The following is a 23,611-nucleotide window of genomic DNA, read 5'->3' as shown; positions in this document are numbered from 1 at the left end:
TCCTTGAATATTTCAGTGGTTTGGATAAGCACAGGTTATGCAAGAACTCTGGAAACTGGTCACATCACCTCGCCACCTAATTTTTTTTGAAGCCGCCGCAAGGCATGGCTCGTTTACGCACGCAGCCGGGGAACTAAATGTTCAACAACCCGCCGTGAGTGCCGCAATTCGCCAGATGGAACAGTCTCTGGGCGTGCAATTGTTCCAACGCACGCACCGACAAGTCCGGCTAACAAGAGCGGGGGAAAGGCTATTTTCCGATGTCTCCCTTGCGCTTGAGCGCATTCTGGCGTCGGCGCGAGCAGTGCATCAAAGGGGTCAGAACGATCACGTCACGTTATCTGTATCCACGGCGTTTGCCTATTACTGGATGGTGCCGCGACTGCAAAAGCTACACGAGGATCACCCTGATCTGGATTTACGTTTGCAAACCAGTGATCTTGAACCCAACATTGACGCCGAAGGGATCAGCCTTGGGGTGCGGCGTGGTTATGGTGACTGGGAAGATTGCTATTCAGCACTGATCGCCCATGAGGTCATCTACCCGATCGCCAGCCCGCGAGTGATGGCGTCCGCAGCAAATCTTCAGACTGTGCCCAACCTATTGCACGAGCGGTTGATCCATCTTGAGGAACCCGTGCGCGAACGTCCAACCTGGGGGCAGTGGTTCGCGCATCATGACGTGCGGGATCGGGAACCCAAAGCGGGTCTTAGGCTGAATGATTACGCCCTGGTGTTACAGGCCGCGATCGCTGGCGAAGGGTTTGCCTTTGGATGGAAACACGTCACACAGGAGCTGATTGCCCAAGGATTGCTGGCGGCCAAACAGGAATGGAGTTGGTCCACTGGCGCGGGATTTTATCTGGTGTGGTCGCGCAGTACAGGTCTGATTCCGCAGGCGGAGCGCGTGCGAGAATGGATTCTGGAAGAAGCTCAGATCAGCCTTGCGGAGTGACACCAGGGCGCGCTTTGCCGCGTTTGAGCCCGAGCTGTCGTTCGCGCCAGATGATCAGAACGCCTGCAAAAATGATGACTGCGGCACCGGTCAGCATGATAATCGTTGGCACTTCGTCGAACCATACATAGCCAATGACTAACGCAAAAAGCATCGCGGAATAATCAAAAGGCGCGACGAGTGAAGCGGGCGCAAACTTGTAGCTCGATGTAAGGAATATCTGAGCCACACCACCGACAAGACCAGCTCCAATCAAAAGGGCCCATTCTTGTGCAGTCGGAATAACCCAGCCAAATGGCAACGTGAGCAGAGACAGCCCGGTGGCCGTAAGCGAAAAGTAAAAAACGATGGCCGATGTTTCCTCGGTCTGAGTGAGTTTGCGGATGTGAATTTGAGCTAACGCCTTGAATACGGCAGATCCCAAGACCAGCATGACGCCAAGCGTCGCTGCGTCGCTGGCCGCTGTGCCGCCAAAGATGGTTAGGCGTGGCCAGAGAATGATCATAACACCGATTAACCCGATACCGACGGCTGTCAGGCGAAATGCGCGAACAGTTTCGCCAAGAAACATGGCCGCAAAAACGACGGTTAACAGCGGAGAGGCGAAACCAATGGCGGTAACTTCTGGAAGAGGTAAATAGCCGAGAGAGGCAAACCCAAGAGCCATAGCGGTTGTACCAATAAAGCCGCGCCAAAAGTGACCCATCGGGTTTTTTACCTTTAGCCCGGTCGCCAAATCGCCACGGCGCGCCAACCAGATCAGAATGATTGGAAGTGCGAACAAAGACCGGAAAAACACGGTCTGGCCCGTCGGGACATGATCCGTTGCGGCCTTGATGAATGCGGCCATGACCGAAAATAGCGCGACGGCGAGAATCATGAAGAGAATGCCGCGAACCGGGTTCATCGCGTGACCTTTCTTGTGGGATTGTCGAGTTGTTAACACGTGAAGCGGCGCGGCGAAACTGCCTCTTGATCTTTGGATATGTGCGATGGATGACTTTGACAACCAATGCCGGAGGCCAGCCATGTACGATCAAAACCACCTCTTGTCTCGTTTGCGCGCGGCCTCAATCGCGCGCGATGAGGCTACTTTTGCCCAGGTGCCGGGACGTTCGGATGTGAGTTTCGGTGCGCTGTTTTCTGGCGCTGAACGCATGGCAGCAGCTCTGGTCGCGCTGGGCGTGGAACCCGGTGATCGGGTGGCTGTGCAGGTGGAAAAGACGATGGCTGCCATTGAACTCTATTTAGGAACAGTGATGGCAGGTGGTGTTTTTCTTCCACTGAACACCGCGTACACAACTGCTGAGTTGGGCTATTTTTTGGGAGATGCAACGCCTCGCGTTGTGGTGTGTGACCCGGCGCGCGAAACCGGAATTTCGGCAATCGCCCAAGGTGCGAGAGTCATGACGCTAGATGATGCGGGGGGCGGCAGTATGACCGATGCGGCGGCGCTTCATGATGGGTTTGACCCTATCAAGCGCAAGGAAGACGATCTGGCGGCGATCCTTTATACTTCGGGAACGACGGGCCGGTCCAAGGGTGCGATGCTGAGCCATGGGAATCTGGCGTCGAACTCAGAAATGTTGCGAGATGTCTGGAAGTTCACCGACGCTGATGTGTTGATCCATGCGCTACCGATATTTCACACGCACGGGCTTTTTGTTGCGACAAATGTTGCTTTGCTGGCCGGCGCGTCAGTGGTGTTTTTGGCAAAGTTTGATGCGGATGCGATACTGGAGGCAATGCCGCGGGCGACGAGCTTGATGGGGGTGCCAACATTCTATACACGCCTGCTTGATGATGCCCGGCTGGATCGAAATCTGACGGAAAAAATACGTCTGTTTATCTCAGGCTCTGCGCCATTGTTGGTGGATACCCACGAGCAATGGGAAAAGCGTACAGGGCATCGCATTCTAGAAAGGTATGGGATGACAGAGACGAATATGTCGATGTCTAACCCCTATGACGGTGAACGGCGCGCCGGTACGGTTGGGTTCCCGCTGCCGGGAGTTGAGGCGCGAATTCGTGATAAAGGCGAGCTGGTTGCACCCGGAGACATCGGCGTGCTGGAGGTGCGCGGGCCGAACGTGTTTCAGGGATATTGGCAGATGCCGGAAAAGACGGCAGAGGAGCTATTGCCGGATGGATGGTTTATCACCGGAGACTTGGCCAAGGTTGATGCGGACGGATATGTGACCATCGTCGGGCGGGGCAAGGATCTTGTGATCACAGGCGGTTTCAACGTTTATCCCAAAGAGGTGGAGGCGCTGATTGACGATCTGCCGGGAGTTAGGGAAAGCGCCGTGATTGGCGTGCCGCATTCCGATTTCGGCGAGGCTGTTGTTGCTGTTGTGGTGGCAAATGGTGGTGTGTTGGAAGAGACGGATATCACAGGTGCGTTGGCAGAGGTGTTAGCTAGATTCAAGCAACCCAAGCGTGTCATTTTTGTGCCCGAGCTGCCGCGAAACACAATGGGCAAGGTACAAAAAAAGGAGCTTCGGGAAGGATATGCGAATATTTTTAATCGTTCTATTTCAAGAAGTTAAGTGGTTTTGGGATGAAATCGCCGATCAAGACAATCTAAGGGTAGCGATGCGATCGGGTTGTTGATGTTGTGATACGCGTCGTTGCCATTTTCGATTTTTGGAGAGTTGCCGCGCTGTGATAGTGCTCAGTGGCGAATTGTATTATTGAAGCAGCGCGTGAACGCGACAAGTATTCGATCTACTTGTGTCGCGTTGAAGGTAGCTGTGAGTGCTGCCGACGTAGCATATGCTCTCACGAACCAAGATCAGTCGCCGGGGCGCAGGGCCTCGCGACCGTTTTCGCCCAGCACCCAGCAATCGCGCCCTTCAAAGGCGGCAGCTGTCAGGGCGCGGCCATGGCCTGCACCGGTATCGAGGTTGACTCGGTTTCCGTGATGTTCGGGCGAACGGCGGTGCGTGTGACCGTGCACCACCAGCCATGGGTGAGGTTTGGTATAGTCGAGGAAATCCCGTCGTATCCAACACAGGTCATCATTGGATTGATCCATAAGGGCAATGCCTGGACGGATGCCGGCGTGCACAAACAACAGGTCTTCGGATTTGTGGAAATACGGCATGGAGATCAGGAAGTCGCGGTGGGATTGCGGAACCGCCTCGAGCACCTGCGGATGCACTTTGTAGTAGCGCGCCGTGTCTGTAATCTCGATCCCATAAGAAGTCAGCGTTTCGATGCCGCCAATGCGTTCGTGCAGCCAATGATAGCCTACAAGCATCTGCGGATCGGGAGCGGGGCCTTGAAGCCAGTAAGCCATCATTCGGTCATGGTTGCCCTTGATTGCGATCCAGTTGCGCCCGTTTTTGATGCCATTCATCACCAGCTCGATCACTTCGCGGCTGTTGGGGCCACGGTCGACCAGATCGCCGAGGAAAACCACCTGAGCATCGGGGCCGCCGTCACGTTCGATGCGGGCGAGCACGTCTTGCAGTTTGTCGAGATGGCCATGGATGTCGCCAATGGCATAAATCGGGGCGGTCATTGCGGTGCCTTTTTGTGAAATGCAACTGGTTGTTGGTGTAATGGCGTGGCCAGTCCTAGGAAAGTGGCAAATGCAAAACGCCGCCCCGAGGGGCGGCGCGCGTGGTTATAAGTGACCGGATCAGGCGACGTCAAAGACAAGTGGTTTGACCTGCCGGAACATGCCGGTTTCACACAGCTTGTCGATGACAGGTGCTGGAACTTGTGCATCGACATAGAGGAGGGCGATGGCACCGCCTCCAACTTCGGAGCGACCGAGGGTAAAGTTGGCGATGTTTACGCCGTTTTCGCCCATGGTTTGGCCAAGCGCACCGATGATGCCGGGAACATCTTCGTTGGTGGTGTAGAGCATGTTCGCGCCGACTTCGGCGTCGATGTTGATGCCTTTGATCTGAATAAAGCGTGGTTTGCCGTCGGCGAAACATGTACCTGCGATGGAACGCTCCATCTCGTCAGTCACGACGGTCACCTTGATGTAGCCATCAAACGCGCCGGATTTGTCCTGATTGGTGGTCGAGATCTGGATGCCGCGTTCCTTGGCGATGACTGGTGCGGAGACCATGTTCACATCAGGGTTGGCCTTTTTCATGATCCCCGCGATCGTGCTGCAGTTCAGCGCATCAAGATTCATGTCGGCGGCGACACCATCATAAAGGATGTTGATCGCCTTGATCGGCTCGTCTGTCATTTGACCGGCAAATGCACCAAGGTGGTCAGCCAATTTGATCCATGGCCCCATGACCTTGGCTTCTTCGGCGGTGACAGACGGCATGTTGAGCGCGTTTTCAACAGCGCCTGTCAGCAAGTAGTTCGACATCTGGTCGGCCACTTGCAGGGCGACGTTTTCCTGTGCCTCGGTAGTGGCTGCGCCAAGGTGGGGTGTGCAGACCACGTTGGGCAGGTTGAACAGCGGGTTTTCCTTGGCCGGTTCTTCGGAGAACACGTCAAATGCGGCACCTGCCACGTGTCCGGATTTCAGCAGTTCGGCCAAAGCCGCTTCGTCGACCAGACCGCCACGGGCGCAGTTAATGATGCGTACGCCCTTTTTAGTTTTGGCGAGGTTTTCAGCCGACAGGATATTGGCGGTCGCTTCGGTGAAGGGGACGTGCAGGGTGATGAAGTCGGCACGGGCGAGAAGCTCGTCGAGCTCAACCTTTTCGACGTGCATTTTTTGGGCCTTTTCTTCGGAGAGGAAAGGGTCATATGCAACAACCTTCATCTTGAGACCACGTGCACGGTCGCAAACGATGCCGCCAATGTTACCCGCGCCGATCACGCCAAGGGTTTTGTTGGTGAGCTCGACGCCCATGAACTTGGACTTTTCCCATTTGCCCGCATGGGTCGAGGCGGAGGCTTCGGGGATTTGACGGGCGACGGCGAACATCATTGCGATGGCATGTTCGGCAGTGGTGATCATGTTGCCGAACGGTGTGTTCATGACAATCACACCTTTTTTCGAGGCGGCCTCTTTGTCGACATTGTCGGTGCCGATGCCCGCGCGGCCAATGACCTTGAGGTTATCGGCACTTTCGAGAAGCTTGGCGGTGGCCTTGGTCGCCGAACGGATGGCGAGGCCATCATATTGGCCGATCACTTCGGCCAACTTGTCCTTGTCTTTGCCAAGGTCGGGTATGAAATCAACATCAATGCCGCGATCACGGAAAATCTGGACGGCAGTTTCGGAGAGTTTGTCGGAAACGAGTACTTTGGGAGCCATGTTTAGCGTCCTTTTTTGTCGGGGTGGCGGACAATCATGTCTGCCTACATAAATTGCAAGGGTGGTAGGGCGGACATGATTGTCCGCCTTTGCCTTTAGGCTTGAGCTGCGATTTCGGCGTCAAACGCCCAAGCAAGCCATGGGAGCATTGCTTTAACGTCAGCCGTTTCGACCGTGCCGCCACACCAGACGCGCAAACCCGCAGGGGCGTCGCGATAGGCGCCGATATCCAAAGCTATGTTCTCGGCTTCGAGGCGCTTGGCGACGGATTTGGCAAAAGCCGCGCCGTCCAGAATGCGTTCATCGGTGAACTTCAGGCAAACCGAGGTGTTCGAGCGGGTCGCGTCATCCTCGGCTAGATTGGAGAGCCAATCGTTGGCGTCGCAGAAATCAAACACGGCCTGCGCATTCGCGTCAGCGCGGGCGATCAGCCCCTGAAGCCCGCCGACCGAACGCGCCCAATCAAGCGCAAAGAGATAGTCTTCGACGGCGAGCATTGACGGCGTATTGATGGTGGCTCCGGTAAAGATACCGTCGATCAACTTGCCACCCTTGGTCAGGCGGAAGATTTTTGGCAGGGGCCACGAAGGTGTGTAGCTTTCCAGACGCTCGACGGCGCGGGGGCTGAGGATCAGCATACCGTGGGCTGCCTCACCGCCAAGAACTTTTTGCCAGCTGAATGTGGTCACATCCAGCTTGTCCCATGGCAGATCCATAGCGAAAGCCGCTGAGGTGGCATCGCAGATCGTGAGGCCTTGGCGGTCGTCCGCAATCCAGTCCGCATTTGGCACACGCACACCCGCGGTGGTGCCGTTCCATGTGAAGACAATATCGTTGTTGCAATCAACCGAAGCCAGATCAACGATCTGACCGTAGTCAGCGGTTTTGACTTCGGCATCGATTTTAAGTTGCTTCACCACATCGGTGACCCATCCCGAGCCAAAGCTTTCCCATGCCAGCATCTCGACTTTACGTTCGCCCAAAAGCGACCACATGGCCATTTCAACCGCGCCGGTGTCTGACGCGGGGACGATGCCGATCTTGTAATCGGCGGGGATGCCCAGAATGTCGCGTGTCCCTTCGATCGCGGCCTTCAACTTGTCCTTGCCAATGGCAGCACGGTGCGAGCGGCCAAGAGCGGCGTCGGCGAGTTTGGTGACATCAAATGTGGGGGGTTTGGCGCACGGACCAGAAGAAAAACGCGGATTAGCCGGCCGCGTCGCCGGTTGCTGAGTAGCCATCAATGCTATCCTTACAGATATCTGCCTCTCGTTGGGGAGAGGTGTCCCACTGACCGACATAGAAGGGTGTTTGTGGTTCCACAACCAGGAAAATAGGATTATAGCGCCGCTTAAGCGTTGAATTGCGACACCTGATGACCACTATCGGAAACTTCTCATGTTTATTGCGACCCTTTTGACTTCTCCTGCCAACCCATCCCTTGACCCGGCGCTGATCGAGTCGCTGCGCAACGCATGGGGCGGGGGCGATGTGAACTGGCTGGCCGTGGATGAGGCGGCGGAGTTCGAATTGAACGTCATGCCGGATAATCGCTGGGATGTGTGGGACGACTTGCAAGCGTTGGGGGTTGATCTGCTTATCCAACCCATCGTGGGGCGGCGAAAAAAGATGCTGCTCGCGGATATGGATAGCACGATGATCCAGCAAGAGTGCATTGACGAGCTGGCTGACGAGGCGGGTGTCGGGGAACGGGTCAAAGATATCACCGCACGGGCTATGAACGGCGAGTTGGATTTTGAGGGCGCGCTGATTGAACGGGTTGGGCTGCTAAAGGGGTTGGATGAAGACGTGATCGCGAAAGTGTTGGCCGAGCGGATCACCTTAATGCCCGGTGGCAAGGCTCTTTTGGCGACAATGAAGGCAAACGGAGCATATGCTGCTCTGGTGTCAGGCGGTTTTACCGCCTTTACCGAAAAGGTCGCAAGTGATCTGGGTTTTGATGAAAACCGCGCCAATACTTTGTTGATCAACGACGGTGCGCTGACAGGTGATGTCGGGCGACCAATTCTTGGGCGCGAAGCCAAAGTTCAGGCGTTGCAAGAGATTACGGCGCGACTGGGTCTTGTGCACGGGGATGTAATGGCCGTGGGCGATGGGGCGAATGATCTGGGGATGTTGGGGCTGGCCGGGACAGGGGTTGCACTGCACGCGAAACCTTCGGTAGCCGCGGAATGCGACATTCGTATCAATCATGGGGATCTGACCGCGCTGCTTTATATTCAGGGATATGCGCGCAGCGATTTTGCAGACTGAGTTGTCGAGGTCAGCGATCGTTTAGGCAGCTGAGGCGAATCGGGTTTGCCGAAACCCATACGCGCAGAGAAGCAACTGGCGCTGGAATTCTGTGTGCTGCGCAGCTGGGTGACCTATTGAATCTTAAATGGATTTTTTCGGAAGACTACATACTTGGACATTATTTAACAAATGTGTTAAATAATGTCCATGAGTAACCTGACGGATAAATTCGCAGCCCTTGCTGATGAAACCCGCCTAAGTGTTGTTGAACGTTTGTTGGACGAAGGCGAGTTGCCAGCGGGTGCATTGGTCGCTGACGCGACAATAAGTGGGCCAGCGATATCGCGTCACCTTAAGGTGCTGCGCGCCGCGGGATTGGTGCATCAGCGGGCAGACGGCACAAAGCGCTTTTATTCTGTGCGTCCCGAAGGGCTGCGCGCAATTTCGGAATGGACCATGGATCATCGTAGCTTTTGGGAAGCTGGGTTGGACCGGTTAGAAGCGCTGTTGGCAGAGGAAGAAGAATGACGAACGTACGAATAGAGCGCAGTTTTCGTGTGTCCCCTGAGCGGCTCTTTGCAGCAGTCACCAAGCAGGCGGATCTGTTGAAATGGTGGGGGCCTGAAGGGGTGCATGTGCCAGAACATTCGCTAGATTTGTCAGGCCTTGGGCCTTGGTATTCTGTGATGGTCAACGATGCGGGCGAGCGGTTCAAAGTTTCCGGTCATGTCACAAGCTATGACCCGCCCTGTTCGGTCGGATTTACGTGGGCATGGCATGACGATGCCGACGCGCGCGGCCATGAGAGCCACGTGACATTTACGATTGTTGAAACTGACGATGGCGCGCAACTGATCGTGGATCACCACGAGTTACTGGACGAAGAATCCGCGCTCAATCACCGGGGTGGGTGGCAATCAACACTCAACCGACTGGCAGCGGTTTTGGAAGAGAATTCATAGGAGGAGTATGATCATGCCAAAGTTTATTTTTGTGTATCACGGAGGTGGCCGCCCAAAGACGCCGGAAGAGGGCGAAAAGGTTATGGCTGCATGGGGGGCGTGGATGGCCGGGATTGGTGATGATCTGGTCGATGGAGGCAATCCCGCCGGCATGTCCAAGACAGTCACCGCTAGCGGCGTTAAGGATAATGGCGGTGCCAACCCAATGTCCGGTTATACGTTGGTGAACGCACCAACCATGGATGCCGCCTGTGCCATTGCTGCAACATGCCCGATTCTAGAAGGTGGCGCAGGCACGGTAGAAGTTGCCGAAGCCATGGAGATGTAGCGCTTCAGTGACCTAAAGACACTGGATGTTTTGGGAAAACCGAACGGATTCCATTTCTCATTGTTCCCAAATACCCAAACCCGCGCGCAGCGCGGCCACGCCCAACGCTTTGAGGCGCTGCTTGCTGCGTCTTCAAAGGGGCGGGAGCGCTTGGCGTTAAGGAAAACCAGCGGCGGATTTCAGGATACCGCATTCGATGTCGCGGCGATTTCGCAACGGCGCATGCAAAAAATTTCGCGCGGTGGGGTGGCTTGCATCCAGAGCGCCATGGCGTATCAGCAAGGCGGTGATCGCTGCCTCTGCCGCCACTGTTGTGCCGTCGGTTATCTTGAGCGCTATCCCGAGTTTCTGTTCGGGTAGGATCACCACAAAATATGCCTCTGCACCGGTTTTTATGGCCACTTTATGATTCATGGCGCGCATCAGTGCGGTACAGGCGCGTCCTTCGCCCGCCACATATTCGGGGTGCTGGGCCATCGCGGAGCGCAGGCGGACAGCGGCGTCGGAGCGTGTGCCCTGACCCTCTCGTGCTGACGCGAAAAAGGCCATGGCGCGGGCCATGCCATGTAGTGTGCTGGCATAGTTTGGGGCAGAGCAGCCGTCTATGGCAAAGCCTGGGCTAGTCTCATCAGTGACCTCTTCGAATGTATCCTTTACGGCGACCTGAACCGGGTGTGCGGGGTCGATATATTCTGGTCCCGCGCTCAGATGACGCGAAAGCGTCAGGAATCCGCTGTGTTTGCCAGAACAGTTATTGTGTACCTGACAAGCCGGATCGCCGCATTGGATCAGAGCATTGCGGGCGGGGATGTCCTGAGGTTCTTGCGGGCCGCACCGAAGATCGGACTCTGAAAGGTTCAAAGCACCAAGCCAGTCGCGCACCATGGTGCTGTGGATCTCTGCACCATTGTGAGAGGCACAGGCCAAGGCCAATTGCCTTGGGGTCAGCCCATAGGCATCTGCGGCACCACTTTCGATCAGGGGCAGTGCCTGTATCATTTTGGAAGAGCTGCGTGGCAGCACCACAGCGTTTGGATCGCCCCAGGATTCTACGATTTCACCCGAGGTGTTGCACACTACCGCATGGCCAAGATGGGTGTTTTCCAGAAAGGCGCCACGCCAGGATTCGATCATTGGGACGGCTTTGGTCATGGTTCCTCGCTGATTTACCGGCAATTTTGTGCCAACGGGTCTTTCGCCCCGTTATAAATTCAGGCTAAACTGTGGCTATCGGGATAGAAATGTCCAGCCCTACAAAATAGGCACGAAGCCAGGGGTATGGACGATAGAGGCAAACACAGCTTGGAGGCTGTAGACATGGGATCACGTTTCGTGAGCGCGATACTGGCGGCGGGTCTGTCGTTGGGCGCCTATGGCGCGATGGCACAGAGCGTCAGTGAAAATCAAGTTGCGGCGATGACCGACTGGAGTGTGTTTGAGCACACCGAAGGCGACAAGCGCGAATGCTGGGCGGTGAGCACCGCCAAGGAGACTGTCAACACCAAGGAAGGCCGCGTTGTGGCTGTGAACCGGGGCGACATTCTATTGATGGTCAGTTACCTGCCACATATGAAAGTCGCCGGCCAGATTGGCTTTACGGGTGGTTACCCTTTTGCCAGCGGATCAAACGTGAGCGTGGATGTCGACGGCAATTCGTTTGTGCTAATCACCGAAGGCGAATGGGCATGGCCCGCGTCGTCAGGTGACGATGCGTCGATCATTGCGGCGATGAAACGGGGTGCTTCTGCCAAGTTGAGCGCGCGTTCGTCGCGCGGTACCAGAACAGAAGACACGTTTTCGTTGTTAGGATTCACCGCAGCAGTAGAAGACGCGCAAAAGCGTTGCAAATAAGCTGACCGCCTAAGGGCGGTTTAGGGGCCCCTGCCAGGGTTTGACTAAGCCACATTGCCACCATGGGGGAGCTGACCGGATTAACCGGTCGGGCTCAGTTTTCGTGGAGGCAGCACATGGCAGAACCAAGATTTACCGAGATCAAGTATCGCGGGCCGGGTAATCAGGATTTCATCGAAATTGCCGTACCTGCCGGAATGGATACATCCAATATTCAGGTCGTGGTCTATAATCAGAACACCGGCACCATACGATCAGTCAATGGTATCGGTGACTATCAGGACACGCAGTTCGGGCAGGATGTCTATTCGCTGAGTGCTCCTGTCCACAAAGACGGCGCGGTTGCTTTGGTTGTGGACGGTGTTGTGACCGAGTTCGTATCTTTTGACTCTATTGTGACTGCCGTGGGCGGCCCTGCTGATGGGATGCAATCTGATCAGATCGGTTCGACCGGAAACAATCAGAACCAATCGGTACAGTTGGACGAGAATGGCAACTGGGTGAGCGCGGGGCTGAATGAAGGCACGATCCCGTGTTTCCTGCATGGGACCAAGATTGCGACAAAGCGCGGCGAAGTGGCCGTTGAAGATCTGCGTCCGGGCGACATGGTTGTCGTGCGAGATGGTGGATTTGCACCAATCCGTTGGATTGGATCCTATCGCGCCAATGCCCGCGGCGCTGGTTTCGAAAAGAGCGCACCTGTCCGCATTCCCCAAGGATCCATGGGGCGCGGTGTGCCGGCGCGTGATCTATATGTGTCGCCCAACCACAGAATCTGGATGCGGGATGCGAGTTTTGAAGTGCTGTTTGAGGAGCGCGAAGTGCTGATCCCTGCCAAGCAATTGGTCGGGTGGAAGGGCATCGAGCAGGTCTCTTATGTGCCGGAACCAGAGTATTTTCACATCCTGTTCGACAAACATCAGATCATTCTGTCGGATGGATTGCAGACCGAGAGTTTCCACCCCGGCGAATTGACTATTGATCAGTTTGAGCATGAGGCACGGGACGAGTTGATGCGTATGTTCCCGGACCTGCTTGATCTGGCGGCATATGGTGAGACAGCGCGGCGGTGTTTAAAAAGTCACGAAGCAAAGCTGGCAGTGGCGTCTTCGACCGCGGCCTGAATCAGCCGGGGTGGCCTTGATTAATTTGCTTTCGCGAGCAAATGGTGTATGGCACCCGTCTGTTTCTCGTAACCCGGACCCAAGCCTATGACCGCCAGCGCCCCTGTCACGCAGGATGTGATGACAATTCCCCGTAAGCTGCCCGAAGGTGGCAAGATCAACATCGTTGGTTTGACTCGTGACAAGTTGCGGGCGGTTCTGATCGAGAATGGCACGCCGGAAAAACAGTCCAAGATGCGGGTCAACCAGATCTGGCAGTGGGTGTACCAATGGGGCGTGCGCGATTTCCATGCCATGACCAATTTGTCCAAAGCCTACCGCGGGCAGCTGGACGAGACGTTTTCCATTGAAATTCCCGAGGTGGTCAGCCGCCAGATCAGTAGCGATGGAACTCGCAAGTATTTGGTCAAGATCGCGGGTGGGCATGAGGTAGAGGTGGTTTATATCCCCGAAACTGATCGGGGGACGTTGTGTGTCTCAAGCCAGGTTGGCTGTACGTTGACCTGCTCGTTTTGCCACACTGGCACGCAAAAGCTGGTGCGTAACCTGACCGCCGGTGAAATCGTCGGGCAAGTGATGGTAGCGCGTGACGATCTGGACGAATGGCCACAACCGGGCGTGAGCACGGGCGATAGTGGTCCGCGTTTGGTGTCCAACATCGTTTTGATGGGCATGGGTGAGCCGCTGTATAACTTTGAAAATGTGCGTGACGCGATGAAGATCGCGATGGATGGAGAGGGTATTTCGCTAAGCCGTCGCCGGATTACGCTGTCGACCAGCGGAGTTGTCCCTGAGATTGCCAAAACAGCCGAAGAGATTGGCTGTATGCTGGCGGTTTCGTTCCATGCGACCACGGACGAGGTACGTGACAAGCTGGTGCCGATCAACAAACGCTGGAACATCGAAGAGTTGCTGAACACGTTACGGGAATACCCCAAGGTGAGCAATTCTGAGCGGATCACGTTTGAATATGTGATGCTGAAAGGTGTGAATGACAGCGACGAGGATGCGCATCGGTTGGTTAAGCTGATTTCGGGCATTCCCGCCAAGATCAACCTGATCCCCTTTAATGAATGGCCCGGCTCTCCTTATCAACGCAGCGATTGGGACCGGATCGAAGCATTTTCAGAGATTGTCTACCGTGCCGGATATGCCAGCCCGATTCGTAAACCGCGCGGCGAAGACATCATGGCGGCGTGTGGTCAGTTGAAGTCCGCGACCGAGCGGGCCCGCAAGTCGCGAAAACAGATTGAAGCCGAAGCAGGGATGGGCGGCGCCTGAACGCTGAAACAGAGTGTGACAGGTTCAAAGACTCGGTTTAAGCTCGTTCCAAAATTTATTTGGAAAGGCACGTCATGCCAAAATTTGTAGTCTCTGCCGCAGCCCATTTGCTGGCGAATGCCATCGGTTTATTGCTGGCTTCATTGTTGCTGGACGGGTTCAGCATCGCGCCTTTGGCGCTGATCATTGTGACGGTGATTTTTACCGTGGCCCTGATGATCATCACCCCGATCATTCGCAAGGTGTCTGAAAAGAATATGCCGTCTTTGTTGGGTGGGCTGTCCTTGATCGCGATTTTTGTTGGGTTGCTGGTCACGCAGCCGTTTGTTGCCGGGTTCACGATTGGTGGTACAGCCAATCTTTTGGCGGCGACGTTGCTGGTTTGGATTGGGGTTCTGATCGCCGGGGTGGTTTTGCCGAAATACGTTTTCACGTCGATGAAACCGGTCAAAAAATAAACAATCTAGCGTTTTGCCTAAAACTTTCCTTAATCGAGCACCAATTCGGCCCTGATCAACAGTCAGTTTCCAAATTGTAAACAGCAATTAGGAGGACTGACACATGGCACATGCAGATATTGGCGGCGCAGTGATCGACGCACCGGTACTGGATCTTTTGAAGCGCGAGCGCACAAAGGCTTTGAGCGCACGGGAATGGAAATTCCGTCTGGCCGGATATGGCTATGGCATCAAGGACGTCGCGGGCGCACAGGTTGTAACCAAGCTACCTCAGGGGACTGAGCTGGGTGTTTTGCCGACACAGTTTCACTAAGTGAACCCAAGGCGCGTTGAGCGCCAAGGGTTGTTTTAAGTGAAATGGTTTAGCGACCTGGAATCTCTCCACGTCGCGTGGATTCGCCCCAAGTGTCGATAACGTTGATGGCTTCTTCGGCGGTGTCGACAAAGCGAAACAGCTTGAGATCATCCTCGGAGATCGTGCCGGCGTCGGCCAGCGCATCCCAGTTGATGATTTTTTCCCAAAACGCCCGGCCAAACAGGACGAAAGGCACGCATTCCATGCGGCCTGTCTGCACCAGGGTAAGGGCCTCGAACATTTCGTCCATGGTGCCAAAGCCACCGGGAAAGACGCAGATCGCATTGGCACGCATCAGAAAATGCATCTTGCGGATCGCGAAATAGTGGAAGTTGAAGCACAGCTCGGGTGTCACGTATTCATTAGGCGCCTGTTCGTGCGGCAACACGATATTCAGGCCGATGGACTTGCCTCCCGCATCCAACGCACCGCGATTGGCGGCCTCCATCACACCGGGACCACCGCCTGAGACAATGACGTTGTCGTGACCATTGCTGCGCTCGGTCATAAGGCGGGAAAAATCGCGGGCCTCTTCATAGAACTGAGACAAATCGGCCAGCGTCTTTGTGCGTGCAGTGTCTTTCTTGGCGGGTTCGGGAATACGAGCGCCACCAAAGAGCACAATTGTGCTTTCGATGCCGTGTTCGTCCAGGATCAGTTCGGGTTTTAGCAGTTCCAATTGCAAACGCACCGGGCGCAGTTCCTGACGGCACAGAAAATCGTCATCCGAAAAGGCCAGCCGATACGCCGGAGAGCGGGTTTGTGGGGTGTCGGGGACGTGTCGGGCGGCGGTGCGGTCGCTGTGCGCGTCGGACAAGGGATGCTTGCGGTCGTCTTTCATTGGACAGGTCCTGTCTTGTTTAGCGTTATGCGTAGCGGTTTTGCCGCGCATGTGCCAGTGACAGCTTTGAGAGTGCTGATAGGCGGGGATTTGGCCCAATCTGTCGCAATGGGTGGGTGACGTCGGGGCGCGTTGTGTTTATGAAAGCCCGAATCCAGTTTGATCGGAGCCTAAACACATGTCGAATGCCCAATTGGAACAAGCTATCGAAGCCGCGTGGGACGCGCGCGATACCATCACTTCAGCGACCCGCGGCGAAACCCGCGACGCCATCGAGGACACGCTGAATGCGCTGGATTCCGGGAGCCTTCGGGTTGCGGAAAGGCAGGAGAGCGGCGACTGGCATGTGAACCAATGGGCCAAAAAGGCCGTTTTGCTTGGGTTCCGCATCAAGGATATGGAAATTCAGGATGGCGGCCCGCAAGGCGGCGGCTGGTGGGACAAGGTCGACAGCAAGTTCAAAGGTTGGGGTGAGAAAAACTGGCAAGACGCTGGTTTTCGTGCCGTTCCCAACTGTGTTGTACGCAAATCGGCGTTTATCGCGCCAGGTGTTGTGCTGATGCCGTCTTTTGTGAACCTCGGCGCCTATGTCGACGAAGGCACCATGGTGGACACTTGGGCTACAGTCGGCAGCTGCGCACAGATCGGTAAGAACGTGCACCTATCCGGCGGCGTTGGCATTGGCGGTGTTCTGGAACCAATGCAGGCTGGGCCAACCATCATTGAAGACAACTGCTTTATCGGGGCACGCTCAGAAGTTGTTGAAGGCTGTATCGTGCGCGAAGGTTCGGTTCTCGGGATGGGTGTGTTCATAGGTCAGTCGACCAAGATTGTAGACCGTGAAACCGGCGAGGTCATGTATGGCGAAGTGCCGCCTTATTCGGTGGTTGTCGCCGGCTCGATGCCTTCGAAAAACGGGGTCAACCTGTATTGCGCCGTAATCGTGAAGCGCGTGGACGAGCGCACACGTTCAAAAACCGGGATCAACGATTTGTTGCGTGACTGATCTTGTAGCGCATGAGATTTCCAAGGGCGCGTCGGGAAACCGGTGCGCCCTTTGCCTTAGGCGACACTCAGCAAGGCGCGCGCCTCGAACTGACGCAAAGATACGCGGGCGGCGGGGCCATAGCCGTAACCCATCATAGCATCCAGGTTCGGCATCAGGCGCAGAATTTCGTCACGGGTTTCTGGGTCGAAATTATCCAGAGTTTCACGGCCCGGATGATAGCTTTCGCTGTCCAGCCCGTTGGCGCGGACAATCTCGTGCCGGTCGAACAATATATGCACGTAGGTAACAGGCGATCCGTCCTCGCGGCGCGTAATTGTGGTGCCGTTGACCATATCCTTGGCCTTGACCAAAACCTCGGATTCGCCAAATAGCAGCGTGGCTTGGTGAGATTTGTAAAGGACACGGTGGTTAGGAGAGAACTCAACCTTATCATGTTGACCTAGCGCGCCCGCGTTAAACTGGATGGGAGCATCTTTGCCTATTGCAAGTTTAGTTGCCATTCCAATCCATCTGAGAGGCTGAAAGCCATTGTCGCGCGTCATAACTTTGTGACCCGGTTCCAATTGTTCCACAGGAACAAGCCCAGTTTGAGTAATAATCAGAGTTCCGGCAACAAAACAGGCTACACCCGGCGATGTTTCCAGATTGACGTAGCCAATATCGGTATTACCGTCCTCGTCTTCGACCTCGTAAGTGAAGATATTTGTGCCGGTATCTTCGTCGGTTTCGACCGAAATGGTGCCGTCGTCATTCAGAGTAATGATTTCACCGGTTGGCAACATCACCGAGGAACCGGCCACGACCGGTTCGCCATTGATGGCCGTGATTGTAAGTGTCCCGCCTGCCTGGCTGGAATCATTGGCAAGGATGTCGAAAGTTCCGGTGCCTTCGGCTTCGACCTCGATATCGTCGTCTTGCGCGACCAAAGCGGTTTGCACCGAGTCACCCGCAATCATCAGATTGGAATCGTAGACGCGATCGCCACCATCGGCGATGGCAATCTTAATCGTGTTGGTTTGGCCCGGCACCACCGGTGCCTTTAGTGTCAGGGTAATTGTGAAGCCGTCCATCTCGGTATTGGCAACCTCGGCGTTGGCCGGATTGTCGATATAGAGATTTTCGTTGTACTGATCATTGATATTGTTGATGGTGATGTCGCCATCCCCAACAGTGAGTTCAGCCTGTTCACCATTCACCCAAATGCCGACGGCGTCATTGAAACCCGAATTGACATACTCGAGATATTCCTCGGACGAGAACACAACCTGCATGGTTAGGGTGGAGCCGTCTGGAACAAATTCGGCCTCAAAAACAGCGGCGTCGTATGTTTTTACGCCCGACAGGTCATCTAGATCGCTATCGCCCGCTGTTCTATTGTTGCTTGACGTTCCAGAGGAAGTGTTCGCATCCCCAGAACTGTTGGTGATGGACGTTGCCCTACCGGTTGACAGAATGACACCCGTGTCCGATGGCGTCACCCCCGGCGCGACAGCGTCACCGTCGCTGTATATGCCCGATGCGGCGTTGGCCCCGGTGTAGGACGCGGATTCGATTGATATGCCGGATCCGAACATTGAGTTCGCCATGTCCATGGCGCTGGCGGATGTGTCAATTGGCAGCTCAGACGCTGTAGGCATGGCCCTATCCCTTAAACTAGTCACTAACGCGGCAAGGTGGGTTCCGTTGCACAGCGTATGTCGACACACAGGACTAGTGGGAGAGTCTTTTCATTCGGTATTCGCCAAGTCCGTTTTTAAGTAGGATTCGACACAAATTGGCCGGTTAAAGGGCGGCTTTGGTTGACCTTGGGCGGGCCTGCGGGCTAAGGGCTGGGGCCATGGAAAAGCCCAAGAAAAAATCCCGCCAACAGGTTTATACGTTGCTCGTTCAAGTCGGTCGTAAGGACGGTGACGGCCTGCCTAAGAATGCAACGGGCGGCGCGTTAATGATTTATGCGAGCGGCGTGGACGAGGCCGAAGCCGTGCGTGAAACAGTCGCCATTCTAAAACAGGCGGATTTGAACCCGCTGGATGTAACAGGCTATGGCACAATTGAGGAGCGCGAGGCGCAGGGGCATGAGATCAACGATGATGAGCGTGTACTGATGGATCGCGCGCTTTCAGAGAACTCGGTGGTTGTAGCCCAACTGACACCGTTCTTTCACGGTGAGGAAAGCGACGGCGACTTGACCGAGCAATGATATCAGGCGGCAGCGCGCTGTGCCGCGAGCGTTAAGGCATCAAATTCGCGCAAAACCGGAAAAGCCGTCAGGGAATGCTCGGGCAATGCATTGCGTGGCATCGTGCAGAACAGGCTGGCCCGGCGCAGATCGTTCTTCCGCCGAATACGTCCAACATTGAGCGTTTCAGCATAAGTGCCCGCGCATAAGATCGCCTCGTGATCGGGCAACATCAGTTGGCAATACGTGACCAACAGTCGCCCCTTGCGCAGAGACGCGGCGTTGCCATTCAAGAGGTTTCCGGAAGGCACCAGAACATGCTCTGCACCAAACAGATATTCTACACGCGAGCCGCCTATAACGAGCTGTTGGGCAGGGGCTGCAAAGATATCCTGTGTCAGGCCAAAGTAGGGCGCGCGCAGTTTGACGGGAGCGAACAGGCCTGCGGCGGGGACTGTTCGGCGTAAATTGGCGAGGACGGGCACAAGGCTGCCGTCGAGTGTCAGGACAACGTCACCGCGTTTTATGTCCGAGATCGGGCGATAGCCGGTGTCGGTCATGACCGGAACAGTTGGTTCCAGTGTGGGCATGGGGCCAACGGGTTCGATCCGATCAGAGGCTGCGAGAAACGCGACATCATTGGCGAAAACACATCGGTCGCGATCGCAGGTCATTTCCTGAATGTCCGCAAGGGTGAGCGGCAACGGGTTTTCAAAATTGCGGATTGTTATCGGCGCCTTGCCGGGACATTCAACCGAGAGACGTCCACGCCGTGCGTTCGCATCCCAGCTGTATGTTATGCGTAGGGTATCGATGCGCCCGCCTGTGTCCAGATTGACCACGGTGTGAAACGTTTCCTTGCCGCGACTGATGACAAGTACAATGCCGCCACCTGGCAAGGCTTGAAGTGTCAGTTCCGTTCCACCGGAATGTGCGGCGCGATAACCGACCAACAATTGCGGGCGGTCATACGGGGACACCTGTGTTTCTAGCAGAAGGCTACCGCGCCTCATTGGCTGATGCATGTTGATACGCATGTTTGAAAGCGGTTGACCGATACGCACAAGCCCGTCGGCACGGAAATGCGCGCGGGTGCGATCTGAAAGGCTGATCCAGCTCATGTCGGGTGCCCGTTGCGCATCATGCCGTCCTATCCCTCAAGCCGCTGCTAATGCGCTGTAGGCCGTAGCCTCGAATGATTTGACACCCATGCGGGCCATGCGGCCATATCCGCAGCCTGTGTGCGGGTCTAGCTCGGGGAAGATCGAGCAAATTTCCTCAACAATCTCTGCCTCGAATGCTTCGGCTGTTTGAGGGCCGGGGAGAAAACTCTCGGTTGTCAGATTTTCGGAAAACACGATCTGGTGGGTATCAAACAAGATGTGGTGATAAGTTACCCAACCGCCCGGTTCCCGGATTACCGAGTGATCGTTCACTAGGTCTCGCGCGGCCATAAGAACTTCGTCTTGTCCGAACAGGAGCTGTGCCCAGGCATTGTTGATCAGCACGCGGTGCAGAGGGGACAGCAAAAGGCTGCGGTGGTCGCCAAACGCACCGTCGGTAATGCGGATCGGGGCGAGCTTGCCCTCGGCGCGCACGCGGCGTTGACCGGACCAGCGGATGGGTTGCGGGCCATTGTCGAGCGTTTCGACCAGATCGCCGGGCTCAAGGTATTCGATGGGTACCTCGCCATTTGGCGTGCGCATTAGCGTGCCGGACACAAAACAGGGCGCCTGATTTAGGGTGACAAAGCCAACATCCGTGTTCCCGGAACCGTCTGCGATTGTATAAGTGAAATTGACGGTTTCTTCGTCGCCGTCAGCCTCGATGAACACTGTTCCATCAGCGTTGAGGGTGATGGATTGCCCGTTAGCCAGCACGATCGGAACGCCGACTACAGCCGGTTGGCCGTTGATATGCGTAATCGTGAGGCTACCGGTTCCCGTGTCATTGGCGAGCAGGTCGACAGTCTGTTCGCCATCTGGCGCTATATTGACTGTATCTGTATTGGCAATCAGTGTGGTTTGTACGGAGCCAGAGGCGATCAGCAGGCTGGAGTCATAGCTGCTGTCGGACACATCGGCGATAGCGAAACGGATTATATTCAATACGCCGTCGTTGACCGGGATGGTCAGTGTCATCGTCAGTGTGAAGCCGTCCATTTCGGTATTGTATGCACCACCGGTATTGTCGACAAAGAGGCTCTCGTTTTGACCATCATTGATGTTGTTGGGGTCAACTTCACCATTGCCGACAGTCAAAGGTACTTCGTTTCCGTTAATATTGACCGAAACAAAATCTTGATAAACGGAGTTTGTGAATTCTGGGTACTCCTCGGATGCAAACACAAACTGCATGGTCATCGTGTCGCCGGTGGGGATGAATTCGACGGTCAGGTACGACGCATCAAATGTATTTGTACCAGCAATGGCATTGAACTCCGGATTGTTATCCTCGCCCGATGTATTGGCGGATGTGCCGCTCGATTGGTTAAACCCGCCATTGCGATTGGAAAAGTCACGCGCGTTCCCTGTAGAGAGGATAACGCCCCGGTCGCTGGGGGTTGCGTCAGGTGATACAGAGTCGCCATTTCGAAATATGCCCGATGATCCATTGGCACCGACATAAGTAGCGGATTCTACCTGTACACCGTCGCCAAAAATCTCGTTCGCCATTGCTTCGGCACTGGCATTGATACTTACAGGTACTCTGGGCATACCATATTCACCCCTTGAACTGGGGCAGGCACTACAGCGTCGCCGACGTGGTTGTCGGACGCTTACGTCGTCGTAATCGCAATCGCCCAATGGCGACTGTGATATGGATGGGCCCGAATTTGTGGCCTAACTGCTGTGTGACCTGCCTCGGTCTTGTTATTGAGGACCAAGTAACACCAATAAATCGTTCGTGTTAAGGGGTTTAGTGTGAATGATGACCTAAATTGGGTATAATTGTGGCTTTCCCGCATGATCACCCTGTGCGAAAACGGCGCAAACGCGAAATGAGACACGGGGAAATTGTCTGACATGTCCGGCCTAGATCCAGAAAAACTGACTGCTGACCTGATCCGCTGCCCATCTGTAACACCCGAGGAGGGTGGTGCACTGGTTCTGTTAGAGCAGGTTCTGGGAGATGCCGGATTTGAATGCACCCGCGTTGATCGCGGTGGTGTGGCCAACTTGTTTGCGCGGTGGGGCGACCGTGGCCATGCCCTCACATTTGGCTTTAACGGGCATACAGACGTCGTGCCAGTCGGGGACATAGCAGCATGGACGGCTGATCCGTTTGGCGCAGAAGTGCGTGATGGCATCATGTTTGGGCGCGGCGCGACGGACATGAAGTCGGGTGTTGCGGCGTTTGCGGCGGCTGCGGTGGATTTTGTGACTGACACACCGCCTGACGGAGCGGTGATCCTGACAATTACCGGCGATGAGGAGGGTGACGCGCTGGACGGCACCACCGCATTGTTGGACTATATGGACAAGGCGGATGAGCGGATGTCGGTTTGTCTGGTGGGCGAACCAACCTGTCCGAACGAGATGGGTGAAATGATGAAGATCGGGCGCCGCGGTTCGATGTCTGCGTGGTTCACGTTTACGGGCGTTCAGGGCCATTCGGCTTACCTTCACCGCGCTAAGAATCCGGTGCCCGCAATGGCGCGGTTGATGGATCGCATGTCACGCGAGGTGCTGGACGAAGGCACAGAACATTTTGACGCATCAACCGTGGCTGTGGTGACAATGGATACCGGCAACCCGGCGACCAATGTTATCCCGGCTGAGTGCCGCTCGACAGTGAATATCCGGTTCAATGATGCACATTCCGGTGCGTCGTTAACAGACTGGATGCAGGGGTTGGCAGATCAAGTTGCCGAGGAGACCGGAATTGAAATTGGTATGAACGTCAAGATATCTGGTGAGAGTTTTATCACGCCCCCCGGCGCGCTGTCGGCCCTGATAGCCACAAGTGTTGAGGCGGAAACCGGGCATGTGCCTGAGATGAGCACCACCGGGGGCACGTCGGATGCGCGGTTTGTGAAAAATCACTGTCCGGTGGTGGAATTTGGGCTGGTTGGCAAGACGATGCACCAAGTTGACGAGAACGTACCAGTGGCGCAAATTCACCAGTTGAAAGCGATCTATTCCCGGATTTTGCGTGACTATTTCGCCTGAGTTTACCCGCAGAAAGCGGTTGGTTGTGATGGTCAAGGAGCCGCGTCCAGGCCGGGTAAAGACACGGTTGGGGCGTGATATCGGCATGGTTCCTGCAGCGCGTTGGTTTCGCCATCAGACGCAGGCGTTGTTGCGGCGAATGCGTGATCCGCGCTGGGATATCGTGTTGGCCGTAGCGCAGGATCGCGACGGGATGATTTCGCGAGTTTGGCCCAAGGATTTGGCTAAACGTCCGCAAGGGCGTGGCGATCTGGGCGATCGAATGAGGCGGATGCTGAGGCAGTCGCCGCCCGGGCCGGTTTGCGTGATTGGTGCAGACATTCCGGGGATTGAGCGGCATCATATTGCCGAGGCGTTTGCGGCGCTGGGCGATCATGACACGGTGTTTGGGCCTGCACCGGATGGCGGGTATTGGCTGGTCGGTCTAAAACGCACAGCGAGCGTGCCGCCAACCTTGTTTGAAGGGGTTCGCTGGTCCAGCGAACATGCGTTGGCGGACAGTAAGGCAACCGTACCGGGGCATCGCATTGCGCAGGTGGCGACTCTGCAGGATGTGGACACAGTGGCCGACTTGCCTTGAGGCATGGAAAGGCCCGTG

The 23,611-nt window shown here is 55.6% G+C and carries 24 protein-coding genes; 15 read left to right on the top strand and 9 right to left on the bottom strand.

Annotated features, from left to right (window positions below):
• The first annotated feature begins 37 nt into the window (after positions 1-37).
• On the top strand, positions 38-955 hold the full coding sequence (locus CLV88_RS21105; RefSeq protein ID WP_106610390.1) for a LysR substrate-binding domain-containing protein: 918 nt from the start codon (positions 38-40) through the stop codon (positions 953-955).
• Here CLV88_RS21105 and CLV88_RS21100 read toward each other — a convergent pair.
• Complete coding sequence (locus CLV88_RS21100; RefSeq protein ID WP_106610389.1) at positions 939-1,862, bottom strand: DMT family transporter; 924 nt, start codon at positions 1,860-1,862, stop codon at positions 939-941. The two genes, CLV88_RS21105 and CLV88_RS21100, sit on opposite strands and share 17 nt — an antisense overlap.
• A 121-nt stretch (positions 1,863-1,983) precedes the next feature.
• On the opposite strand from CLV88_RS21100, the gene CLV88_RS21095 reads away from it, so the two are divergent.
• On the top strand, positions 1,984-3,504 hold the full coding sequence (locus tag CLV88_RS21095) for a malonate--CoA ligase (protein WP_106610388.1): 1,521 nt from the start codon (positions 1,984-1,986) through the stop codon (positions 3,502-3,504).
• A gap of 245 nt (positions 3,505-3,749) precedes the next feature.
• Here the strand turns inward: CLV88_RS21095 and CLV88_RS21090 are convergent, their stop codons facing one another.
• From CLV88_RS21090 to CLV88_RS21080, 3 genes are all read right to left on the bottom strand, one after another.
• Entirely contained in the window at positions 3,750-4,481 is a 732-nt protein-coding gene (locus tag CLV88_RS21090) for a metallophosphoesterase family protein (RefSeq protein WP_106610387.1), read from the bottom strand.
• Between the two features lie 120 nt (positions 4,482-4,601).
• Positions 4,602-6,197, bottom strand: coding sequence for a phosphoglycerate dehydrogenase (gene serA, locus CLV88_RS21085; RefSeq protein ID WP_106610386.1), 1,596 nt, complete (start codon positions 6,195-6,197; stop codon positions 4,602-4,604).
• Positions 6,198-6,292: 95 nt separating this feature from the next.
• Positions 6,293-7,438: a phosphoserine transaminase gene (locus tag CLV88_RS21080; protein ID WP_106610385.1), complete on the bottom strand. Its 1,146-nt coding sequence runs from the start codon at positions 7,436-7,438 to the stop codon at positions 6,293-6,295.
• Between the two features lie 157 nt (positions 7,439-7,595).
• Here CLV88_RS21080 and serB point away from each other — a divergent pair, with 157 nt between their 5' ends.
• From serB to CLV88_RS21060, 4 genes are all read left to right on the top strand, one after another.
• On the top strand, positions 7,596-8,471 hold the full coding sequence (gene serB / locus CLV88_RS21075) for a phosphoserine phosphatase SerB (RefSeq protein ID WP_106610384.1): 876 nt from the start codon (positions 7,596-7,598) through the stop codon (positions 8,469-8,471).
• Between the two features lie 189 nt (positions 8,472-8,660).
• Positions 8,661-8,981: an ArsR/SmtB family transcription factor gene (locus tag CLV88_RS21070; protein ID WP_106610383.1), complete on the top strand. Its 321-nt coding sequence runs from the start codon at positions 8,661-8,663 to the stop codon at positions 8,979-8,981.
• Entirely contained in the window at positions 8,978-9,415 is a 438-nt protein-coding gene (locus CLV88_RS21065; RefSeq protein WP_106610382.1) for an SRPBCC family protein, read from the top strand. Before CLV88_RS21070 ends, CLV88_RS21065 begins: the two co-directional genes overlap by 4 nt.
• Positions 9,416-9,428: 13 nt before the next feature.
• On the top strand, positions 9,429-9,743 hold the full coding sequence (locus CLV88_RS21060; protein WP_106610409.1) for a YciI family protein: 315 nt from the start codon (positions 9,429-9,431) through the stop codon (positions 9,741-9,743).
• 156 nt (positions 9,744-9,899) lie between these two features.
• On the opposite strand, the gene CLV88_RS21055 is transcribed toward CLV88_RS21060, so the two are convergent.
• Complete coding sequence (locus CLV88_RS21055) at positions 9,900-10,895, bottom strand: asparaginase (RefSeq protein WP_106610381.1); 996 nt, start codon at positions 10,893-10,895, stop codon at positions 9,900-9,902.
• Positions 10,896-11,060: 165 nt separating this feature from the next.
• Here CLV88_RS21055 and CLV88_RS21050 point away from each other — a divergent pair, with 165 nt between their 5' ends.
• The 5 genes from CLV88_RS21050 to CLV88_RS21030 all read left to right on the top strand — a co-directional run bounded on the left by CLV88_RS21050 (position 11,061) and on the right by CLV88_RS21030 (position 14,770).
• Positions 11,061-11,594, top strand: a complete 534-nt coding sequence (locus CLV88_RS21050) for an invasion associated locus B family protein (protein ID WP_106610380.1) — start codon at positions 11,061-11,063, stop codon at positions 11,592-11,594.
• A 116-nt stretch (positions 11,595-11,710) separates the two neighbouring features.
• Positions 11,711-12,718, top strand: coding sequence for a Hint domain-containing protein (locus CLV88_RS21045; protein WP_165798970.1), 1,008 nt, complete (start codon positions 11,711-11,713; stop codon positions 12,716-12,718).
• Positions 12,719-12,805: 87 nt separating this feature from the next.
• Positions 12,806-13,999: a dual-specificity RNA methyltransferase RlmN gene (gene rlmN / locus CLV88_RS21040; RefSeq protein WP_106610378.1), complete on the top strand. Its 1,194-nt coding sequence runs from the start codon at positions 12,806-12,808 to the stop codon at positions 13,997-13,999.
• A gap of 74 nt (positions 14,000-14,073) precedes the next feature.
• Positions 14,074-14,457 carry a phage holin family protein gene (locus tag CLV88_RS21035; protein WP_106610377.1) on the top strand — a complete coding sequence of 128 codons (384 nt, stop codon included), beginning with the start codon at positions 14,074-14,076 and terminating at the stop codon, positions 14,455-14,457.
• Between the two features lie 103 nt (positions 14,458-14,560).
• A complete protein-coding gene (locus tag CLV88_RS21030; protein ID WP_106610376.1) occupies positions 14,561-14,770 on the top strand; it encodes a hypothetical protein in 210 nt (69 codons plus the stop codon).
• Between the two features lie 49 nt (positions 14,771-14,819).
• Here the strand turns inward: CLV88_RS21030 and CLV88_RS21025 are convergent, their stop codons facing one another.
• Positions 14,820-15,653: an LOG family protein gene (locus CLV88_RS21025; protein WP_106610375.1), complete on the bottom strand. Its 834-nt coding sequence runs from the start codon at positions 15,651-15,653 to the stop codon at positions 14,820-14,822.
• 178 nt (positions 15,654-15,831) lie between these two features.
• Between CLV88_RS21025 and dapD the strand changes: the two genes are divergently transcribed.
• Positions 15,832-16,659 (top strand): 2,3,4,5-tetrahydropyridine-2,6-dicarboxylate N-succinyltransferase, encoded by an 828-nt coding sequence (gene dapD / locus CLV88_RS21020; protein ID WP_106610374.1) that lies wholly within the window; start codon positions 15,832-15,834, stop codon positions 16,657-16,659.
• Between the two features lie 56 nt (positions 16,660-16,715).
• Here the strand turns inward: dapD and CLV88_RS21015 are convergent, their stop codons facing one another.
• Positions 16,716-18,299 carry a choice-of-anchor L domain-containing protein gene (locus CLV88_RS21015; RefSeq protein ID WP_106610373.1) on the bottom strand — a complete coding sequence of 528 codons (1,584 nt, stop codon included), beginning with the start codon at positions 18,297-18,299 and terminating at the stop codon, positions 16,716-16,718.
• Positions 18,300-18,499: 200 nt separating this feature from the next.
• Between CLV88_RS21015 and CLV88_RS21010 the strand changes: the two genes are divergently transcribed.
• Positions 18,500-18,862 carry a hypothetical protein gene (locus CLV88_RS21010; RefSeq protein WP_106610372.1) on the top strand — a complete coding sequence of 121 codons (363 nt, stop codon included), beginning with the start codon at positions 18,500-18,502 and terminating at the stop codon, positions 18,860-18,862.
• Positions 18,863-18,864: 2 nt separating this feature from the next.
• On the opposite strand, the gene CLV88_RS21005 is transcribed toward CLV88_RS21010, so the two are convergent.
• Both CLV88_RS21005 and CLV88_RS21000 read right to left on the bottom strand, forming a co-directional pair.
• Positions 18,865-19,962: a Hint domain-containing protein gene (locus CLV88_RS21005; RefSeq protein ID WP_106610371.1), complete on the bottom strand. Its 1,098-nt coding sequence runs from the start codon at positions 19,960-19,962 to the stop codon at positions 18,865-18,867.
• Between the two features lie 36 nt (positions 19,963-19,998).
• A complete protein-coding gene (locus tag CLV88_RS21000) occupies positions 19,999-21,558 on the bottom strand; it encodes a Hint domain-containing protein (RefSeq protein WP_243403753.1) in 1,560 nt (519 codons plus the stop codon).
• A gap of 309 nt (positions 21,559-21,867) precedes the next feature.
• Here CLV88_RS21000 and dapE point away from each other — a divergent pair, with 309 nt between their 5' ends.
• Both dapE and CLV88_RS20990 read left to right on the top strand, forming a co-directional pair.
• Positions 21,868-23,013 carry a succinyl-diaminopimelate desuccinylase gene (dapE, locus tag CLV88_RS20995; RefSeq protein WP_106610369.1) on the top strand — a complete coding sequence of 382 codons (1,146 nt, stop codon included), beginning with the start codon at positions 21,868-21,870 and terminating at the stop codon, positions 23,011-23,013.
• Between the two features lie 28 nt (positions 23,014-23,041).
• The gene (locus tag CLV88_RS20990) at positions 23,042-23,593 is read left to right on the top strand and encodes a TIGR04282 family arsenosugar biosynthesis glycosyltransferase (protein WP_106610408.1); all 552 of its coding nucleotides are present in this window, start codon (positions 23,042-23,044) and stop codon (positions 23,591-23,593) included.
• Positions 23,594-23,611 lie beyond the last annotated feature (18 nt).

It is taken from the genome of Shimia abyssi, assembly GCF_003014475.1.
Taxonomy (GTDB): domain Bacteria; phylum Pseudomonadota; class Alphaproteobacteria; order Rhodobacterales; family Rhodobacteraceae; genus Shimia; species Shimia abyssi.
The sequence above is the reverse complement of the archived record's forward strand: the minus strand, read 5'-3'. Positions and strand labels throughout refer to the sequence as shown.

Excerpts from the sequence above, each read along its gene's own strand:
- CLV88_RS21105 (WP_106610390.1), top strand. The coding sequence starts at position 38 with ATGCAAGAACTCTGGAAACTGGTCACATCACCTCGCCACCTAATTTTT.
- CLV88_RS21100 (WP_106610389.1), bottom strand. The coding sequence starts at position 1,862 with ATGAACCCGGTTCGCGGCATTCTCTTCATGATTCTCGCCGTCGCGCTA.
- CLV88_RS21095 (WP_106610388.1), top strand. The coding sequence starts at position 1,984 with ATGTACGATCAAAACCACCTCTTGTCTCGTTTGCGCGCGGCCTCAATC.
- CLV88_RS21090 (WP_106610387.1), bottom strand. The coding sequence starts at position 4,481 with ATGACCGCCCCGATTTATGCCATTGGCGACATCCATGGCCATCTCGAC.
- serA (WP_106610386.1), bottom strand. The coding sequence starts at position 6,197 with ATGGCTCCCAAAGTACTCGTTTCCGACAAACTCTCCGAAACTGCCGTC.
- CLV88_RS21080 (WP_106610385.1), bottom strand. The coding sequence starts at position 7,438 with ATGGCTACTCAGCAACCGGCGACGCGGCCGGCTAATCCGCGTTTTTCT.
- serB (WP_106610384.1), top strand. The coding sequence starts at position 7,596 with ATGTTTATTGCGACCCTTTTGACTTCTCCTGCCAACCCATCCCTTGAC.
- CLV88_RS21070 (WP_106610383.1), top strand. The coding sequence starts at position 8,661 with ATGAGTAACCTGACGGATAAATTCGCAGCCCTTGCTGATGAAACCCGC.
- CLV88_RS21065 (WP_106610382.1), top strand. The coding sequence starts at position 8,978 with ATGACGAACGTACGAATAGAGCGCAGTTTTCGTGTGTCCCCTGAGCGG.
- CLV88_RS21060 (WP_106610409.1), top strand. The coding sequence starts at position 9,429 with ATGCCAAAGTTTATTTTTGTGTATCACGGAGGTGGCCGCCCAAAGACG.
- CLV88_RS21055 (WP_106610381.1), bottom strand. The coding sequence starts at position 10,895 with ATGACCAAAGCCGTCCCAATGATCGAATCCTGGCGTGGCGCCTTTCTG.
- CLV88_RS21050 (WP_106610380.1), top strand. The coding sequence starts at position 11,061 with ATGGGATCACGTTTCGTGAGCGCGATACTGGCGGCGGGTCTGTCGTTG.
- CLV88_RS21045 (WP_165798970.1), top strand. The coding sequence starts at position 11,711 with ATGGCAGAACCAAGATTTACCGAGATCAAGTATCGCGGGCCGGGTAAT.
- rlmN (WP_106610378.1), top strand. The coding sequence starts at position 12,806 with ATGACCGCCAGCGCCCCTGTCACGCAGGATGTGATGACAATTCCCCGT.
- CLV88_RS21035 (WP_106610377.1), top strand. The coding sequence starts at position 14,074 with ATGCCAAAATTTGTAGTCTCTGCCGCAGCCCATTTGCTGGCGAATGCC.
- CLV88_RS21030 (WP_106610376.1), top strand. The coding sequence starts at position 14,561 with ATGGCACATGCAGATATTGGCGGCGCAGTGATCGACGCACCGGTACTG.
- CLV88_RS21025 (WP_106610375.1), bottom strand. The coding sequence starts at position 15,653 with ATGAAAGACGACCGCAAGCATCCCTTGTCCGACGCGCACAGCGACCGC.
- dapD (WP_106610374.1), top strand. The coding sequence starts at position 15,832 with ATGTCGAATGCCCAATTGGAACAAGCTATCGAAGCCGCGTGGGACGCG.
- CLV88_RS21015 (WP_106610373.1), bottom strand. The coding sequence starts at position 18,299 with ATGCCTACAGCGTCTGAGCTGCCAATTGACACATCCGCCAGCGCCATG.
- CLV88_RS21010 (WP_106610372.1), top strand. The coding sequence starts at position 18,500 with ATGGAAAAGCCCAAGAAAAAATCCCGCCAACAGGTTTATACGTTGCTC.
- CLV88_RS21005 (WP_106610371.1), bottom strand. The coding sequence starts at position 19,962 with ATGAGCTGGATCAGCCTTTCAGATCGCACCCGCGCGCATTTCCGTGCC.
- CLV88_RS21000 (WP_243403753.1), bottom strand. The coding sequence starts at position 21,558 with ATGCCCAGAGTACCTGTAAGTATCAATGCCAGTGCCGAAGCAATGGCG.
- dapE (WP_106610369.1), top strand. The coding sequence starts at position 21,868 with ATGTCCGGCCTAGATCCAGAAAAACTGACTGCTGACCTGATCCGCTGC.
- CLV88_RS20990 (WP_106610408.1), top strand. The coding sequence starts at position 23,042 with ATGGTCAAGGAGCCGCGTCCAGGCCGGGTAAAGACACGGTTGGGGCGT.